General features: G+C 49.5%; 14 protein-coding genes and 1 pseudogene. 4 read left to right on the top strand and 11 right to left on the bottom strand.

The features are described 5' to 3' along the window. Positions 1 to 8: 8 nt before the first annotated feature. Positions 9 to 710: a (d)CMP kinase gene (gene cmk / locus Q1A04_RS06995; RefSeq protein WP_299703061.1), complete on the bottom strand. Its 702-nt coding sequence runs from the start codon at positions 708 to 710 to the stop codon at positions 9 to 11. 16 nt (positions 711 to 726) lie between these two features. Continuing rightward, the gene (locus tag Q1A04_RS07000; protein ID WP_299703064.1) at positions 727 to 882 is read right to left on the bottom strand and encodes a hypothetical protein; all 156 of its coding nucleotides are present in this window, start codon (positions 880 to 882) and stop codon (positions 727 to 729) included. Between the two features lie 86 nt (positions 883 to 968). Between Q1A04_RS07000 and ade the strand changes: the two genes are divergently transcribed. Next, the gene (gene ade, locus Q1A04_RS07005) at positions 969 to 2,603 is read left to right on the top strand and encodes an adenine deaminase (protein ID WP_299703066.1); all 1,635 of its coding nucleotides are present in this window, start codon (positions 969 to 971) and stop codon (positions 2,601 to 2,603) included. Between the two features lie 51 nt (positions 2,604 to 2,654). Beyond that, the gene (locus tag Q1A04_RS07010) at positions 2,655 to 3,500 is read left to right on the top strand and encodes a sulfite exporter TauE/SafE family protein (protein ID WP_299703069.1); all 846 of its coding nucleotides are present in this window, start codon (positions 2,655 to 2,657) and stop codon (positions 3,498 to 3,500) included. An 83-nt stretch (positions 3,501 to 3,583) separates the two neighbouring features. On the opposite strand, the gene Q1A04_RS07015 is transcribed toward Q1A04_RS07010, so the two are convergent. From Q1A04_RS07015 to Q1A04_RS07025, 3 genes and pseudogenes are all read right to left on the bottom strand, one after another. Next, a complete protein-coding gene (locus tag Q1A04_RS07015; RefSeq protein ID WP_299703072.1) occupies positions 3,584 to 4,027 on the bottom strand; it encodes a response regulator in 444 nt (147 codons plus the stop codon). 2 nt (positions 4,028 to 4,029) lie between these two features. Then, on the bottom strand, positions 4,030 to 5,298 hold the full coding sequence (locus Q1A04_RS07020) for a HAMP domain-containing sensor histidine kinase (protein WP_299703075.1): 1,269 nt from the start codon (positions 5,296 to 5,298) through the stop codon (positions 4,030 to 4,032). A 154-nt stretch (positions 5,299 to 5,452) separates the two neighbouring features. Further along, a pseudogene (locus Q1A04_RS07025) lies at positions 5,453 to 6,436 on the bottom strand (pyridoxal-phosphate dependent enzyme); the annotation flags it as partial. 236 nt (positions 6,437 to 6,672) lie between these two features. Here Q1A04_RS07025 and sucD point away from each other — a divergent pair. After that, complete coding sequence (sucD, locus tag Q1A04_RS07030) at positions 6,673 to 7,566, top strand: succinate--CoA ligase subunit alpha (protein WP_007659826.1); 894 nt, start codon at positions 6,673 to 6,675, stop codon at positions 7,564 to 7,566. A gap of 88 nt (positions 7,567 to 7,654) precedes the next feature. Here sucD and Q1A04_RS07035 read toward each other — a convergent pair whose 3' ends face one another. Beyond that, on the bottom strand, positions 7,655 to 8,608 hold the full coding sequence (locus Q1A04_RS07035) for a hydrogen peroxide-inducible genes activator (RefSeq protein WP_299703083.1): 954 nt from the start codon (positions 8,606 to 8,608) through the stop codon (positions 7,655 to 7,657). Positions 8,609 to 8,814: 206 nt separating this feature from the next. Here Q1A04_RS07035 and Q1A04_RS07040 point away from each other — a divergent pair, with 206 nt between their 5' ends. After that, complete coding sequence (locus Q1A04_RS07040; RefSeq protein ID WP_299703086.1) at positions 8,815 to 9,288, top strand: Dps family protein; 474 nt, start codon at positions 8,815 to 8,817, stop codon at positions 9,286 to 9,288. A gap of 92 nt (positions 9,289 to 9,380) precedes the next feature. Here the strand turns inward: Q1A04_RS07040 and rny are convergent, their stop codons facing one another. The 5 genes from rny to Q1A04_RS07065 form a co-directional block, all read right to left on the bottom strand. Further along, entirely contained in the window at positions 9,381 to 10,946 is a 1,566-nt protein-coding gene (gene rny, locus Q1A04_RS07045; protein ID WP_299703088.1) for a ribonuclease Y, read from the bottom strand. Positions 10,947 to 11,065: 119 nt separating this feature from the next. Further along, on the bottom strand, positions 11,066 to 11,347 hold the full coding sequence (locus Q1A04_RS07050) for a cell division protein ZapA (protein WP_299703091.1): 282 nt from the start codon (positions 11,345 to 11,347) through the stop codon (positions 11,066 to 11,068). A gap of 89 nt (positions 11,348 to 11,436) precedes the next feature. Beyond that, on the bottom strand, positions 11,437 to 11,733 hold the full coding sequence (locus tag Q1A04_RS07055) for a hypothetical protein (RefSeq protein ID WP_299703094.1): 297 nt from the start codon (positions 11,731 to 11,733) through the stop codon (positions 11,437 to 11,439). Between the two features lie 2 nt (positions 11,734 to 11,735). Continuing rightward, entirely contained in the window at positions 11,736 to 14,153 is a 2,418-nt protein-coding gene (pheT, locus tag Q1A04_RS07060; RefSeq protein ID WP_299703097.1) for a phenylalanine--tRNA ligase subunit beta, read from the bottom strand. Positions 14,154 to 14,277: 124 nt separating this feature from the next. After that, complete coding sequence (locus Q1A04_RS07065; protein ID WP_299703100.1) at positions 14,278 to 14,910, bottom strand: DUF1684 domain-containing protein; 633 nt, start codon at positions 14,908 to 14,910, stop codon at positions 14,278 to 14,280. Positions 14,911 to 15,139: the final 229 nt, after the last annotated feature.

Here is a 15,139-nt window from a genome sequence, read left to right on the forward strand (position 1 = left end):
TCTTTCCTCTATTCCTGTAAGGCATAATCACCATTGAAGATACGGGAAGTCACCTTGTTAAGTACAAAATCTACCTGCTCATCAATGGTCATGTGCGACGTATCCAGCAAAAAAGCATCGTCGGCACGGCGCAGCGGACTCTCGGCTCTGGTCGAATCGATCAGGTCTCTCTTCTGCAGGTTTTCCCTGATCTCACCTAGGTTGATCAGCTGCTTTTTCTCCAGCAACTCATCCTGACGTCGGCGTGCGCGGGTATCTACGTCGGCTGTCATAAAAATCTTCACTTCCGCATCCGGGAATACAGCTGTCCCGATGTCGCGACCATCCATCACCACACCGCGTTTCTTCCCCATCTTCTGCTGCTGTGAAACCATGGCGCGGCGTACCTCTTTTACTACGCTCACCTCACTTACCTGATTGGAGATGTACATCTTGCGAATCTCATCTTCCACATTCAGGCCGTTGAGGAATACTTCGTTTCTTTTGGCCTTTGGGTTATAATGAAACGTGATATCTATTTTATCCAGCGCGTCCTTCACCTCCTTAGGATTGGTGAGGCTCACGTGGTGCTCCAGAAAATAAAGCGTAACCGCACGGTACATGGCCCCGGTATCGATGTAAGCGTAGCCTAGTTCGGCAGCCACCAATTTGGCCGTTGTACTTTTCCCGCACGAGGAGTAGCCATCTATGGCGATTACAATTTTTTTCATGGTAAGCTGTTAGGAATTAGTTTGAGTCGCAAGGACAAGGCACGTTACCGCGCTTGCTCTTTTTCATGTAGGAGGCCGTCTTTTTCTGCTGCGGTGTTTTAGCTGTGCAACCCGCCAGAGTGCCGGAGGTCAGTACACACGCAACTATCAGGTATGAAATTATCTTTCTCAAAACGCCGTAATTTAACGCAAATATAAACTAATTTTAAGGTTCAAACCTTATATAAGGGCAATTTATATCATTAAGTCACCCCTGCCATGAGCACCTCCTATACCGTAAGCGGACGCATTATCGACCTACACCAGCAAGAGATTTTTGAAGGAACGGTCCATGTGTCAAACGGCCATATTTCTAAAATAGTTCGTGAGGCCACTGCCTCTTCCAGTTATATTTTGCCGGGCTTCGTGGACGCCCACGTGCACGTGGAGAGTTCGATGCTCGTACCCTCTGAGTTTGCCCGACTGGCCGTGCCGCACGGCACTGTGGCTACCGTATCGGACCCACACGAGATCGGCAATGTGCTCGGTATAAAAGGCGTGGAATACATGATCGAGAACGGGAAGAAAGTACCGTTTAAGTTCTATTTCGGAGCTCCCTCCTGCGTGCCTGCCACCCCCTTCGAAACAGCCGGCGCCGAGATAACGGCCGCCGACATCGAAACCTTGTTCCAGCGCGAGGAAATAAAATATCTGGCCGAGATGATGAACTGGCCCGGTGTGCTGCACCGCGACCCGGTTGTGATGGAGAAGATCGAACTGGCCAAAAAATATGGCAAGGCCGTGGACGGACACGCTCCAGGTTTGCGAGGTGAACAGGCGGCTCTTTATGCTTCGGCTGCCATCACCACCGACCACGAATGCTTTACGGCAGAGGAAGCGCTCGACAAACTGGCTGTAGGTATAAAGATCTTGATCCGTGAAGGCAGCGCCGCCAAGAATTTCGAGGCGCTTATTAACTTGCTCTCCGACTACCCGGACCACATCATGTTCTGCTCCGACGACAAGCACCCCGATAACCTAGTGGAAGGTCACCTGAACCTGCTCGTGAAGCGAGCGCTGGCCAAAGGCCATGACCTGTTTCAGGTGCTGCGGGCAGCCTGCATCAACCCAGTGGAGCATTATAAGTTAGAAGTCGGTTTGCTCCGCGATAACGACCCAGCCGACTTTATCGTGGTGAATAACCTCGAGGATTTCGGCATAGAGGCGACCTACATCAACGGTGAGTTGGTAGCGGAGAACGGCAAATCGAAAATAGCCTTCACGCCGAGCGATGAGATTAACAACTTCAATACCGAACCGAAAACTCCAGCACAGTTCCGACTGCCAGCCGACAGCGCCAGCAAAATCCGGGTAATCGAGGCTTTTGACGGACAGTTGATCACGCATCAGGTATGGGCCGAACCGAAAATCGAGAACGGTTTCATCCAATCTGATGTGGCGCAGGATGTGCTCAAGATCACGGTAGTGAACAGATATAAAAATGCCGAACCGGCAGTGGCTTTTATCAAGAACGTAGGTATACAGCGCGGTGCCATCGCCTCCTCTGTAGGGCATGACTCGCACAACATCATTGCGGTGGGTGTAGATGACGAAAGTATCGCCCGGGCCGTGAACCTGATCATCAGCGCCAAAGGAGGTGTTGCCGCTGTGGACGGTGACAATGAACAACTATTACCGCTTCCGGTGGCGGGCATTATGTCGGCGGCAGACGGCTACGAAGTGGCCAATGCCTACTCAGCGATCGACCGCATGAGCAAGGAGATGGGCAGCAAACTGGCCTCCCCTTTCATGACGCTCTCGTTCATGGCGCTGCTGGTTATACCTTCACTTAAATTGAGCGACAAAGGATTGTTTAACGGTGATGACTTTAAATTCGTACCTGTATCTGAATAGGATACCTTGCCACAAAAAGGTATGATACCACAGCCCTGCGGGGCTTAGCAAATGGAGGAATTTATCATCTTTCTGGTCGGTGCGCTCGTGAGTGGGTTTGGCACCATCATCGGTTTCGGGGGAGGCGTGTTCATGGTGCCAATCCTGATCATCTTCTTCGGATACAACATCGAGATCGCCATCGGAGCAACTATGTCAGCGCTGGTGCCGGCTTCTATCATTGCCTCGGTTTTCAACCTCCGCGACCGCAGCATCGATTATCTGGTAGGCTCACTTATTCAGTTTCCGGCGGTGGCTGGCACGGTGCTGGGGGCCTTTATGGTAGCCTTTCTTCCGGTCACGGAACTTCAAGTGATCTTTGCGCTCTTTGTGCTCACGGTGGGCTTCTTTATGGTAAAGCCTACCCAAAAAGAAAAACAGATTCGCCACTCTGGCATGATGTACCGCATACGCCGGGTGCCGACTTCGTTTATCCGTAAAAACAGGGCAAAGCATATTGCCTATCGCTTGAACGGCGGTGTGGTTTCGGTCTTCGGCTTTGCTTCAGGTATAATAGCCGGCCTGTTTGGTATAGGAGGCGGATTTCTGCAAACGCCCATGATGATTAAGCTGTTCCGGATACCGCCTCAGATCGCCACCTCCACTTCACTCTTCATTTTGGTGATTACCAGCTTTACAGGGTTTATCAGTCACTACCTGCTCGGCAACGTGATCTGGAGTCGCAGTCTGCCCTTGATGGCGGCCTTTGCCATCGGGGCTGTTGGTGGCAACATACTCAAGAAACGCCAAGGCAAAATGCAGGACATCGAAAAGCTGATTGGTATCGGTTTGCTGCTGGCTGGTGCAGGTGTAATCTTGAACTTGCTGATCAAATCGAACTTTGGTTTTTCGTTCTAGGTCCCGACCAGTTTTACCTTAAAAAAAAGCCGGGGTGCAGCATCTAAACATGCTGCACCCCGGCTTTTTTTTAATAGATAAGTTTAGGCTTTCTTTTCCTGTGTATCGAAGTGTTTCTTAATCAGAGCGCTTACTTTGTCTGCCGTCAGGGGCTTGGTCAGGTACTCGGCCGAATACTTTTTGGCTGCGTCCGTATCCTGCGGGTGGGTAGAGGTGGTCAGCACGGCTAGCACGATCTTCTCCCTGAATTCCGGATTCAGCCTTTCATACAAGTCTAGCATCTCAAACCCATCCATCACCGGCATGCTGATGTCCAAAAATATAAGCTCCGGCTGAAAGTAGTTTTCGTCCGCGTGCTCATAATTGGTGTTGCTCACATTATATAGATAATCAAACGCCTGCTTGCCGTTTACAAACGTGCGAATATTATCAGTTACTTGCATACGTTCGAGCAGTCGCTGATTCAAAAAATTGGTGGTGTCGTCGTCGTCAATCAGAAGGACCCCTGATAGTTTTTTCTTAATCATGCTTAAATATCGGCTCTCGTTTCAGAATACGGAAAGCGAATTGTAAAGGTCGTGCCCACACCGACTTCTGAGGCTACTTCTATGGTACCGTTATAGTTCTCTATAATTCGCCTAACAATATAAAGCCCCACACCGCTTCCCTCCACATGGTCATGCAGGCGTTTGAAAAGATTAAACATCTTCTTTTCATTGCCACGCAGTTCAACCCCCATGCCATTGTCGGTTACACACAAAACTATATAATCTTCAGCAACTTTAGTACTAAAATTTACAATTGGTTTTCTCTCTGGCGATTTATACTTCAGCGCATTGGTCAGCAGATTGTACATAATGCTTTTCAGGTCTTTACGCTGTATGTTTGCTTCCGGGCAGTCAGCGAAGTCAGCCTCAATCCGCGCGTCCGTTTGCTCTATCAGACCTGAGACAGATTCTTCCACTTCCTCCAGTACCACTGCAAAGTTAGACACACCGTTACCAGCCACACCGATCTGTTTCTGGGTGATAAAGCTTACCTCTGTCAGATCATGTATAGTACGATTTATTCGCTCCAAGGAGCCATCCAGACGTTTTAAAATATGATTTACTTTTTCATCAGGGGCCGGCATTTCTTCTTTCAGAACATCCAACAGCCCCTCGATGTTTATAATTGGCGCTTTCAAGTCGTGCGAGGCACAATACACAAAGTTATCCAGATCATTATTGGCGATCTTAAGCTCCCTGTTAATGTGCTGCAGTTCCTGTTGTGCCGTAGCGCGCTCATGCACTTCAAGTTGAAGCTCATGCGTGCGCTCTTCCACCCGTTTTTCCAGTTCTTCGTTCACCCTGCGCAATTCATCTTGCGTTTTGCGACGCTCCTCTATTTCCTTTTGCAATTGCTCATTCAACGCTTTCAGCTGGTCGTGACTGGGCAGCGCCAGCAGGGCCGGCACTGATTTGTATACCACTACAGCTGTACTGACAGACAGTAGGCCTGTAATCAGTTTCAGCACACCCTCTAGCCGGTAAGTGGGCACCCAGATTGTCCAGATGTCTACAATGTGCGTAGTGCCGCAGGCAAAAATAAAGGCAGCGAAGAGCCAGAACACATACTTGTGCGTCAGGTCGGTACGCTTTTTCGCGAAGTAAAAAAGCAACAGTGGAAGGGAGTAATAGGCCATCGCGATTAGCACGTCGCCACTAACATTGAGCCACACGATTTCTGGTTTCCAGAAATAGCAGTGCCCATGAGGCATAAAATCAGCTTCGATAATGTTGGATAGAAAATCTTTCATGAAAACAACTGCATTGAGCAAGCCCAGTGAAACAAGTACTGACAGCACTTTTGCTGCCGAACGCTGATTTTTTGAAAATCTTTGTAAGATACACAATAAAAAAAGCCTGAAACTCACGTTTCAGGCTTTCCTGAGAATTATATAACAATCTTTAATCTATGTAACCTTGGGCGCGCATCCATTCGTCGTTGTATATTTTGCCTAGGTAACGAGTGCCATGATCAGGCAATAGCACCACGATCACGTCGTCCTCTGTCAGGTTGTTTTCGCGGGCGTACTCCAGCGCACCGTATACCGCCGTGCCGCAAGACCAGCCTACAAACAGGCCTTCCTCTTTGGCCAATCTGCGCGTCATCACAGCGCCGTCTTTGTCAGTTACTTTCACAAACGAATCAATCACGTCGAAATCCACGTTCTTTGGCAGGATGTCCTCGCCTATACCTTCCGTGGCGTAAGAATAGATCTCGTTCTCATCGAAAATACCAGTTTCTTTATACTTCTTGAACACGGAGCCATAGGTATCTATACCTACTGTCACGATCTTTGGATTCTGCTCTTTCAGATAGCGGGAAATACCAGTCACCGTACCGCCTGTACCAACACCTGTGATGAAGTGGGTAACTTTTCCTTCGGTCTGCTCCCAGATTTCAGGACCAGTGGTTTCATAATGCGCCGCCCAGTTGGACATGTTGTCGTACTGATTTGGGTAGAAGGAATTCGGAATCTCCTCGTTCAGGCGCTTGGCCACGGAGTAGTAAGAATCCGGATGATCAGGTGCTACGTTGGTAGGGCAAACACGCACCTCGGCACCCACGGCACGGAGAATATCCATTTTCTCCTTGCTTTGCTTATCAGCTAAAGTAAAGATGCATTTGTAGCCCTTGGCGATGGCGGCCAGTGCTAAACCCATGCCCGTGTTGCCAGATGTACCTTCGATAATCGTTCCACCTGGCTTCAGGAGACCTGCTTTCTCAGCGTCTTCGATCATCTTGATCGCCATGCGGTCTTTCACGGAGTTGCCCGGGTTCATATACTCCACCTTGGCCAAAATGGTCGGCTTTATGCCTTTTGTCACATTGTTGAGCTTTACCAGTGGTGTGTTACCGATTGCTTCGGTAATATGATTCAGATACTTCATTTGAATGCTTTTAGGATTTGGGTGCAAAGGTAAGTAATTAAAATTATAGTTAGGAGGCCGGCCTTTAATTGGCTTTTAACATCCCATTTCATAACAGCAGGTATAGCTTCTCCCGTTCCGTTTACCCACTTGGGCAACCTATATTAGGTATAACTATTTTTTGGAACGGCCGCAAAAAAGCCTATTTTTGCACTACCTTATTTTAGACCATCATTCATCAACTTAATAAGATACACATGAGTGTTTTAGTAAATAAAGATTCGAAAGTGATCGTACAGGGCTTCACAGGCTCAGAGGGTTCTTTCCACGCCTCTCAGATGATCGAGTACGGCACCAACGTAGTGGGTGGTGTTACACCGGGCAAAGGTGGCAACAATCACCTAGACCTGCCGGTTTTCAATACAGTGGAAGAAGCTGTAAAGAGAACGGGTGCTGATGTTTCTATCATTTTCGTGCCACCGGCTTTTGCTGCCGACGCGATCATGGAAGCTGCTGACGCGGGCATCAAAGTTATCGTTGCGATCACGGAAGGTATTCCTGTGAAGGACATGGTGATGGCTAAAAACTACCTGAAAGGTAAAGACGTGACCCTGATCGGTCCTAACTGCCCGGGTGTGATCACGCCAGGCGAGGCGAAGGTTGGTATCATGCCAGGTTTCGTGTTCAAGCCGGGTCGCATCGGCATCGTGTCTAAGTCAGGTACGTTGACGTACGAGGCTGCTGACCAGATCGTGAAGGCTGGCCTTGGTGTTTCTACGGCTATCGGTATCGGTGGTGACCCAATCATCGGAACGCCAACAAAAGATGCGGTTCAGTTGCTGATGGAAGACCCTGAGACAGACGCAATCGTGATGATCGGTGAGATCGGTGGTAACTACGAAGCAATGGCTGCCAAGTACATCAGCGAGACTGGCAACAAGAAGCCAGTAGTTGGTTTCATCGCTGGCCAGACAGCTCCTGCCGGACGCCGTATGGGTCACGCCGGTGCGATTGTAGGTGGTGCTGACGATACAGCTGCCGCTAAAATGAAGATCATGCGTGAAAACGGTATCCATGTGGTTGACTCTCCGGCTGAGATCGGCGCTACCATGGTAGAGGTGCTGAAAAGCGCCGGCATGATCAACGCTTAATTTGCTTTGCTATACCTGAATAAGGTATGAATATAAAGAGAGGCTGCTTCTGAGGAGGCAGCCTCTTTTGTTTTAACTTTCTAACTCCTCAACTCCCAAACTCTTTCACTCCGATTACCTTTTCTTTTTTGCGGCTGCGGATGTGTACAGGTATAGCCGCTACGATCTCTTCTTGCAGTGCTTCGATCAGGCGCTTTTTCAGGAAGCTGCGGTGCACTACTAAACTCACCTCCCGCTGCGGCTGCGGCTCTTGGAAGATATGAACGAGCGCCTGTTTCTCCTTGGGCATATCCAGCACCGATAGTTCTGGCAGCAAGGTAAGGCCACGCTGGGTTTCTACAATGCGTTTGAGCGTTTCCAGTGAGCCACTTTTATAGTCGAAGTGACCGGAAGGTGTCGTACTGCCCCCTCCTTTGTTGCAGATATTGAGCACCTGACTTCGAAAACAATGGCCCTCGTTCAGCACCCACAATTCGTCCAAGTCGAGCTGTTCCGGATTAATGGCCTTGCTGCCAGCCAATGCATGTTCCGGGTTGATGTAGGCGACAAAAGTCTCGTAGAACAAGGGCAGTTCTTTGATTGACTTGTCCTCCAACGGGGTTACCAATAAGCCAACATCCAGCAACTCATGGTTCAGTTTCTGAACGATCTCGTCAGTGAGGAGTTCCTGTACCACCAGCCGCACATCAGGGTATTTTTCCATAAAGCTGGTCACAAAGAGTGGGATCAGATAAGGTGCCAGCGTGGGAATCACACCGATGCGAAGTTCGCCACTCAACTCTTGCCTTTGATGCTGCACTAGTTCCTTTATCTTTTTCGACTCCGCCACCACAATCCGGGCTTGTGCGATCACTTCTTTGCCTATCTCCGTGGGCCGCACCGGTACTCGGCTTCGATCAAATAGCTGCACGCCTAGTTCCTCCTCCAGCTTCTGCAACTGCATACTCAAGGTAGGCTGTGTTACAAAGCAATGCTCCGCCGCCGTGGCAAAATGGCGGTGCGTGTCTACCGCTAAAAGGTATTCCAGTTGTACCAGTGTCATGTTATTGAACGTATAAGTTATATTAAGAAAGATCGTTTGTAGTATGCGCTCTATACTTCTGTTTTATGCTACTCTTAACTCCAGTGCATCACCTAACTAAATCATAGGATGCATCTATGCATTCATAAATATAATTGATTTGATTGATAACTTTATAAGCATGATATTTGTATATACAAACGACGAAAAATAAAACATAAAAGACTATGAATAAACTCACGAATATTGGATTAGAGAAACAAGACTCCATAGCGGTTGCTGACAAACTGAATGAGTTATTGGCCAACTACCACATCTATTATCAGAACCTGCGTGGTTTCCATTGGAACATCAAAGGTATACACTTCTTTCAGCTGCACTCCAAATACGAGGAGCTTTACAACAGCGCATTGGCTCGAATTGATGCCTTGGCTGAGCGTATCCTCACGATTGGTCAGAAGCCGCTGCATACCTTCTCCGATTACTTGCGGGTATCCAGCATAAAAGAAGTTTCGAACCTGAGCGGCGATCGCGAAACGGTAGAAGCGACGCACCAGAACCTGTCTGTGATTGTAAACCTAGAGCGTGATATCTTGGCATTAGCCGCAGAACGGGACGACGAGGGCACAATAGCACTTGTGAGCGAGGATATCAATGAGAATGAAAAGACGCTTTGGATGCTGCGAGCTTTCCTAAGCTAAAGATAATAAGTGACGATTGGTTTTAGTTTAATGCAAAAGCCGCCTGCTACGATTGTAACAGACGGCTTTTTGTTTATACCTGAGGCTATACCTTACTTGGCGTAGCTGATGGCTCTCATTTCGCGGATAACCGTGATCTTGATCTGGCCCGGGTACTGCATTTCTTTTTCGATCTTCTGTGAGATGTCGAAAGAAAGCTGTGCGGCTTTTTCGTCGGTCACGTTGTCGGCGTCTACCATAATGCGGAGCTCACGGCCGGCCTGAATGGCGTAGCACTGGTTCACCCCGTCAAACGATACGGCAGCTGCCTCCAAGTCTTTCAGACGCTTGATGTAAGACTCCATGATCTCGCGGCGAGCTCCCGGTCTAGAACCGGAGATGGCGTCGCAAGCCTGAATCAATGGAGAAATCATCGCCGTCATCTCGATCTCGTCGTGGTGAGCGCCAATGGCGTTGCAGATGTCCGGATGCTCCTTGTATTTCTTGGCCAGCTCCATACCGATGATCGCGTGTGGCAATTCCGGCTCGTCTGGCGTTACTTTGCCAATGTCATGCAACAGACCGGCACGCTTGGCGTGCTTCACGTTCAGACCAAGCTCTGCTGCCATCGTGGCGCACAGGTTGGCTACTTCGCGTGAGTGCTGCAACAGGTTCTGACCGTAAGACGAACGGAAGCGCATGCGGCCCACCATCTTGATCAGTTCCGGGTGCAGACCGTGTATACCTAAGTCGATGGCGGTACGCTCACCAATCTCTACGATCTCCTCTTCAATGTTTTTGCGGGTTTTGGAAACTACTTCCTCAATGCGGGCTGGGTGGATACGTCCGTCGGCTACCAAGCGGTGCAGCGACAAACGGGCGATCTCGCGGCGAACTGGGTCGAAACCAGAGATGATGATCGCCTCCGGGGTATCATCTACGATGATCTCTACACCTGTAGCAGCTTCGAGGGCGCGAATGTTACGGCCTTCACGACCGATGATCTTGCCTTTGATGTCGTCGCTTTCGATGTTGAAAACAGAAACGCAGTTCTCGATGGCGTGCTCCGCGGCGGTACGCTGAATGGTTTCCACTACGATCTTCTTAGCTTCTTTGGTAGCGGTAAGCTTGGCTTGGGCTACAATGTCTTTCACATAAGAAGAAGCATGCGAATTGGCTTCGCTCTTCAGGGCTTCTACCATTTGCTCGCGGGCTTCAGAGGCGGTCAGACCGGCAATTTTCTCCAGTTGGGCCACCACTTCGTTGTGCTGCTGCTCTACGTCTTCTTTGCGCTTTTTCAACAACTCCAGTTGGTGGTCGAGGGCTTCTTTCTCTTTGTCGAGTTCGGCTTCGCGGCGCTTGGTCTGCTCCATTTGCTTGGCCACGTGCTGCTCGCGCTGCTTAACCTTGTTCTCGTTCTGGATGATGATGTTCTTCTTCTTGTTCGATTCTTCCTCGAACTCAGATTTCAGCTTCAGGAATTTCTCCTTGGCCTCCAACATGCGGTCTTTCTTAATGCTCTCGGCGTTGATTTCCGCCTCGCGAATGATGGCCTTGGCGTTCTGCCTGGCGGCTTCTTCCTGTTGCTTGTATACCTTCTGCAACAGGACACGCCCGATGTATACGCCCACTCCGAGCGCTACAATGGCGGTGATTAAAATGGATAAAATATCTGGCATTACTATCAGCTTTTATGGTTTATAAAAACTATAGCAGTACCTGCAGCAGGACAGTGAGGTGGTTTTACAAACCACACCGTAGTTAAAGAGGCCGCTTGGGAAGCCGCCTCGGAATATGTTTACTTACTTGATAAGAGATCGTCCAGTACGCTCAGTTGCTCTCCCACTTTAGCCAGATGGTTGTTTTTGTCATCCTCCAGTTTCAGCTTGTCCACCATGGTCTCAAAAGCTACCATGGCCAGCAAATCCTGCTTATCCTGTATGCCAAACTGGTCTTTGAAAAAGCGTAGACGCTCGTTCAAAAGTTTACCGACAACCCGAAGCCTTTCTTCTTCTTCTTCCTTCACCCGCATCGGATACTCGCGTTCTGCGATGCGAATCTTAATTGCTAATTCACCCATCCGTTGCGTTCTTTTAGTATAGGGCTACCTCGTTTCTTTGCTTTCCTGCAATGGCCAACCGATGTTCGGATCCGGCTCACTGCCTCCCGCTAGTCACGCAAGTAGGCGATACACTTATCAATTTCCCTTATATATTCGTTTAACTTCAGCTTTAACTCTGTCGAATTTGCAGTGTTTCCTGCTATCGTATCTACAATCTTAACAATATTCTCTTGATTTTGAAAATTTTTTATTTGCTGTTCTCGTTCTTCTAACTGCGACTCCAGTAATTTAATTTCTTCCTGAGCGGCTACAAGTTTGTGTAACACGTCGTCGTGCTTGCTAAGAAGCTTACGTACTTTGTCCTCAATGGACTGAAGCTGTTGCAGTTGTTTTTCTTTTGCCATACCTATTTGCGGATAATAGCTCCGAGCTGTTTCTCAAATTGCTGCATCAGGCGATTCATTACGCCCTCGATCACTTTGTCGGTCAAAGTTTGCTGGCGGTCCAGCAAAGTGAAGCTCAGGGCATAGGCCTTCTTGCCTGCCTCTATCTTGTCGCCCTCGTACACGTCGAACACGTTGACGCCTTGCAGGAGCTTGCGCTCGGTGCGCAGGGCCACTTGCTTCAGCTGCTCAAAGGTCAGATTCTTATCCACTACCAGTGACAGGTCACGGCGCACCTCAGGGAATTTCGGAAGCTCCTCGGCCACTAGTTTGTCTTTGTATTTCTTAAGTAGGTAATCCCAGTTCAGTTCGGCGTACCATACCTGTTCTTTCACGTCCATGGCTTTGGTTACGGCAGCATCCAGCAATCCTACCTGCGCGATCACGGTGCCGTTCTTCACATAGGTGATGCCTTGGCGCATGTAGCGGCTTGCCTCTACCGGCTGTACTTCGTAGTCAGCGGCGTTGAGTTTTTGCAGCACGTTCTGCACCACGCTGGCCAAATCGTGGAAAGCCACTTTCTGGGCAGGCTGTTTCCAGCTTTCGGCGGTAGTGTTGCCTACCATGTAGAGGGCCAGTTTGCGGCTCTCCTTGTAACCGTCTTCCAACTGCTCGTATACCTTGCCAAGCTCGTATACCTTGAGGTCACGTTGGCGGCGGTTGATGTTGTAGCGCAGCACTTCCAAACCAGAGAATACCATGCTCTTGCGCAGCACGTCGAGGTCCTCGCTGTTATAGTTGAGCACCTTCACTAGTCCAGCCGTCTCTTCGTCTCCGCCAGCAGCGTAGTACTTGGAGTTGGTAATGGAGTTGGTGATGATCTCATGGAAGCCATTGGCCGAGATATAATCCAGTATGGTACCGGTCATATGCTCCGGGTCCGGTTTCGGAAAACTTGCCATGTAGGTGGTAGCCATATGCTCGCTCACCTCGATGTTATTGAAGCCGTAGATACGTAGGATCTCCTCCACCAAGTCGGCCTCACGGGTTACGTCCACTTTAAATGGCGGCACCGACACATGCAGCTTCTCTTCTGTTTCGCTTTTGATTTCTATACCTAGGTCAGTTAGAATAGCTTTCATGCGCTCGGCCCCGATGTGCTGACCGATGAGGGAATGGGCTCGCTCGATATCCAGCGTTAACTCTAGGTTTTGAACAGGCTGTGGGTATACGTCCACAATATCGGAGCTAACCTCACCGCCTGCCACTTCCTGCACCAGCAAAGCGGCACGTTTCAAGGCAGTAATCACCATATTCGGGTCAGTACCCCGCTCGAAGCGGAAAGACGCGTCAGTTTTAAGGCCGTGCGCCATACCTGTGCGGCGGATGTAGTCCGGTGAGAAGTAGGCGCTCTCGATGAAAATGCTCGTTGTTTCTTCCGTAACACCTGATTCCTTGCCACCGAACACCCCACCGATCGCCATGGGCTCTTCGGCGTTGCAGATCATCAGGTCGTTGGCTTTGAGTTTGCGCTCCACCCCGTCCAGCGTCACAAATTTGCTATCGACTTCGGCGGTCTTCACGACAATCTTGTCGCCCTCGATCTTGTCAGTATCGAAGGCGTGTAGGGGCTGACCCAATTCATGTAGCACGTAGTTGGTAACGTCCACAATGTTGTTGATCGGAGCTAGCTCGATCGATCGCAGTCTCTTCTGTAGCCACTCAGGCGATGGACCTACTTTCACGCCGCTCACGGTTACGCCGGCGTAGCGCGGACAAGCCTCAACATTCTCAATCTCCACCTCGACCGGGCGGGAGGTGTTGTTCACTTTGAAATCCTCCACCGAAGGCAAGGTATAGGGCACGCGCAATAACGCTTTCAGGTCGCGGGCCACACCCAGATGTGAAGCGGCATCGGCACGGTTTGGCGTCAGTCCGATTTCAAATACTTTATCGGAGCCTAAACCGAAATATTGAGCAGCAGGCGTACCGTTTGGCAGGTCGGTGTCGAGCACCATGATGCCCGCATGCGAGGTACCAACACCTATTTCGTCTTCAGCGCAAATCATCCCTTCGGAAGCGGCACCGCGTATTTTTGACTTCTTGATCTTGAAGGCCTCACCGCCGGTTGGATACAGCGTGCTGTTCACCGTCGCCACTACTACTTTCTGCCCGGCAGCCACGTTTGGCGCACCGCACACGATCTGGCTCGGCTCACCTGTACCGATATCCACCGTGGTCACACTCAGGCGGTCAGCGTCTGGGTGGCGCTCACAAGTAAGCACTTCGCCTATCACGATGCCTTCTAAACCGCCTTTTACCTGATCGAAGTTGTGGATTGCCTCCACCTCTAGACCAGCGCCCGTTAGCAGAGCACCTGTTTCTTCAGCGGTTTTATCTATATGAATGAGTTGTTTCAGCCAGTCGAATGAAATCAGCATGGTTATTTCTGTTGTTCTGTAAGGTATAGCCTCGTTTTTTGAAGCTAATTCCCAAAATTAAGGATTATTTTGTTCCGAAAGACCTTTTGTCTTTTGGACTTCTTGACAAAGGACTGTCCCGAGCTTACTCCATCACCGGATGCGCTTTCTCGTAGTTTTTCTCACCGGCCTCTACTGCCACGGTCAGGCGGTTTTCTTTTGGCGGCACAGGGCACACGTACTCGGGATTGTAGGCACAGAAAGGGCTGTAGGCACGGTTAAAGTCAATGGTGGCGGTTTTGGAGCCCTCCTTGAACGGCACATCAATATAACGTCCGCCGCCATAGGTATCGAACCCGTTGGTTTTATCGGTGAAGGGTACAAACAGCTTTTCCTCCCCCTCTTTCACCTTTTTGTAGAGCGTGAGGCGCTGTGGCTCTCCTTGTAGCTCAAAATTAGCAGTGGCATAGCGCAGGTAGGCTTCGGTACTGCCATTGGTCATGGGCATGTGCAGAGTGTCTTTGGGCTCAATATCCTCCAACTTCACCTTTACGCGGTAGTCTAGGTTGGGCTCGTAGTACACCAGATTGCTGAAGATGCGGCGTTCGGCCTCCTCAAAAGGGCTGTTGGTGCGGCTTCGGAACGAAAGGTCTTTATCTTCGCGCTCCTTTTGTAACGGAATCAGGTAATTGTCGTCGCTCATGAAGGACTCCCGCACAAAATAGAAGAGCACCAGCGCAATGCCGGCTATAATGATGAGCTTGATGGGTCGTTGCATAGCTTGGGTAGCTTATTTTGCTGCAATTTCGGAAAAATTTCGGGGAGGAATAGAATACGATTGTTACTAAACATAAAATTCAGGTAGAACTCTATCTGAAACAATTTATTTTTTGCCATTTATTTCAAACTCTCTTTCCAAGTCGTATTTTTAACTCAACTTAAGGTATTCTTGAATTCCTTAATGCAACTCACCTTATGCAGTGCCTATACCTTGTACAGCCTTAACC

This window comes from uncultured Pontibacter sp., from assembly GCF_947499215.1.
GTDB lineage: Bacteria > Bacteroidota > Bacteroidia > Cytophagales > Hymenobacteraceae > Pontibacter.

Excerpts from the sequence above, each read along its gene's own strand:
- sucD (WP_007659826.1), top strand. The coding sequence starts at position 6,673 with ATGAGTGTTTTAGTAAATAAAGATTCGAAAGTGATCGTACAGGGCTTC.
- ade (WP_299703066.1), top strand. The coding sequence starts at position 969 with ATGAGCACCTCCTATACCGTAAGCGGACGCATTATCGACCTACACCAG.
- Q1A04_RS07040 (WP_299703086.1), top strand. The coding sequence starts at position 8,815 with ATGAATAAACTCACGAATATTGGATTAGAGAAACAAGACTCCATAGCG.
- cmk (WP_299703061.1), bottom strand. The coding sequence starts at position 710 with ATGAAAAAAATTGTAATCGCCATAGATGGCTACTCCTCGTGCGGGAAA.
- Q1A04_RS07065 (WP_299703100.1), bottom strand. The coding sequence starts at position 14,910 with ATGCAACGACCCATCAAGCTCATCATTATAGCCGGCATTGCGCTGGTG.
- Q1A04_RS07055 (WP_299703094.1), bottom strand. The coding sequence starts at position 11,733 with ATGGCAAAAGAAAAACAACTGCAACAGCTTCAGTCCATTGAGGACAAA.
- rny (WP_299703088.1), bottom strand. The coding sequence starts at position 10,946 with ATGCCAGATATTTTATCCATTTTAATCACCGCCATTGTAGCGCTCGGA.
- Q1A04_RS07050 (WP_299703091.1), bottom strand. The coding sequence starts at position 11,347 with ATGGGTGAATTAGCAATTAAGATTCGCATCGCAGAACGCGAGTATCCG.
- Q1A04_RS07010 (WP_299703069.1), top strand. The coding sequence starts at position 2,655 with ATGGAGGAATTTATCATCTTTCTGGTCGGTGCGCTCGTGAGTGGGTTT.
- Q1A04_RS07020 (WP_299703075.1), bottom strand. The coding sequence starts at position 5,298 with ATGAAAGATTTTCTATCCAACATTATCGAAGCTGATTTTATGCCTCAT.
- Q1A04_RS07035 (WP_299703083.1), bottom strand. The coding sequence starts at position 8,608 with ATGACACTGGTACAACTGGAATACCTTTTAGCGGTAGACACGCACCGC.
- pheT (WP_299703097.1), bottom strand. The coding sequence starts at position 14,153 with ATGCTGATTTCATTCGACTGGCTGAAACAACTCATTCATATAGATAAA.
- Q1A04_RS07015 (WP_299703072.1), bottom strand. The coding sequence starts at position 4,027 with ATGATTAAGAAAAAACTATCAGGGGTCCTTCTGATTGACGACGACGAC.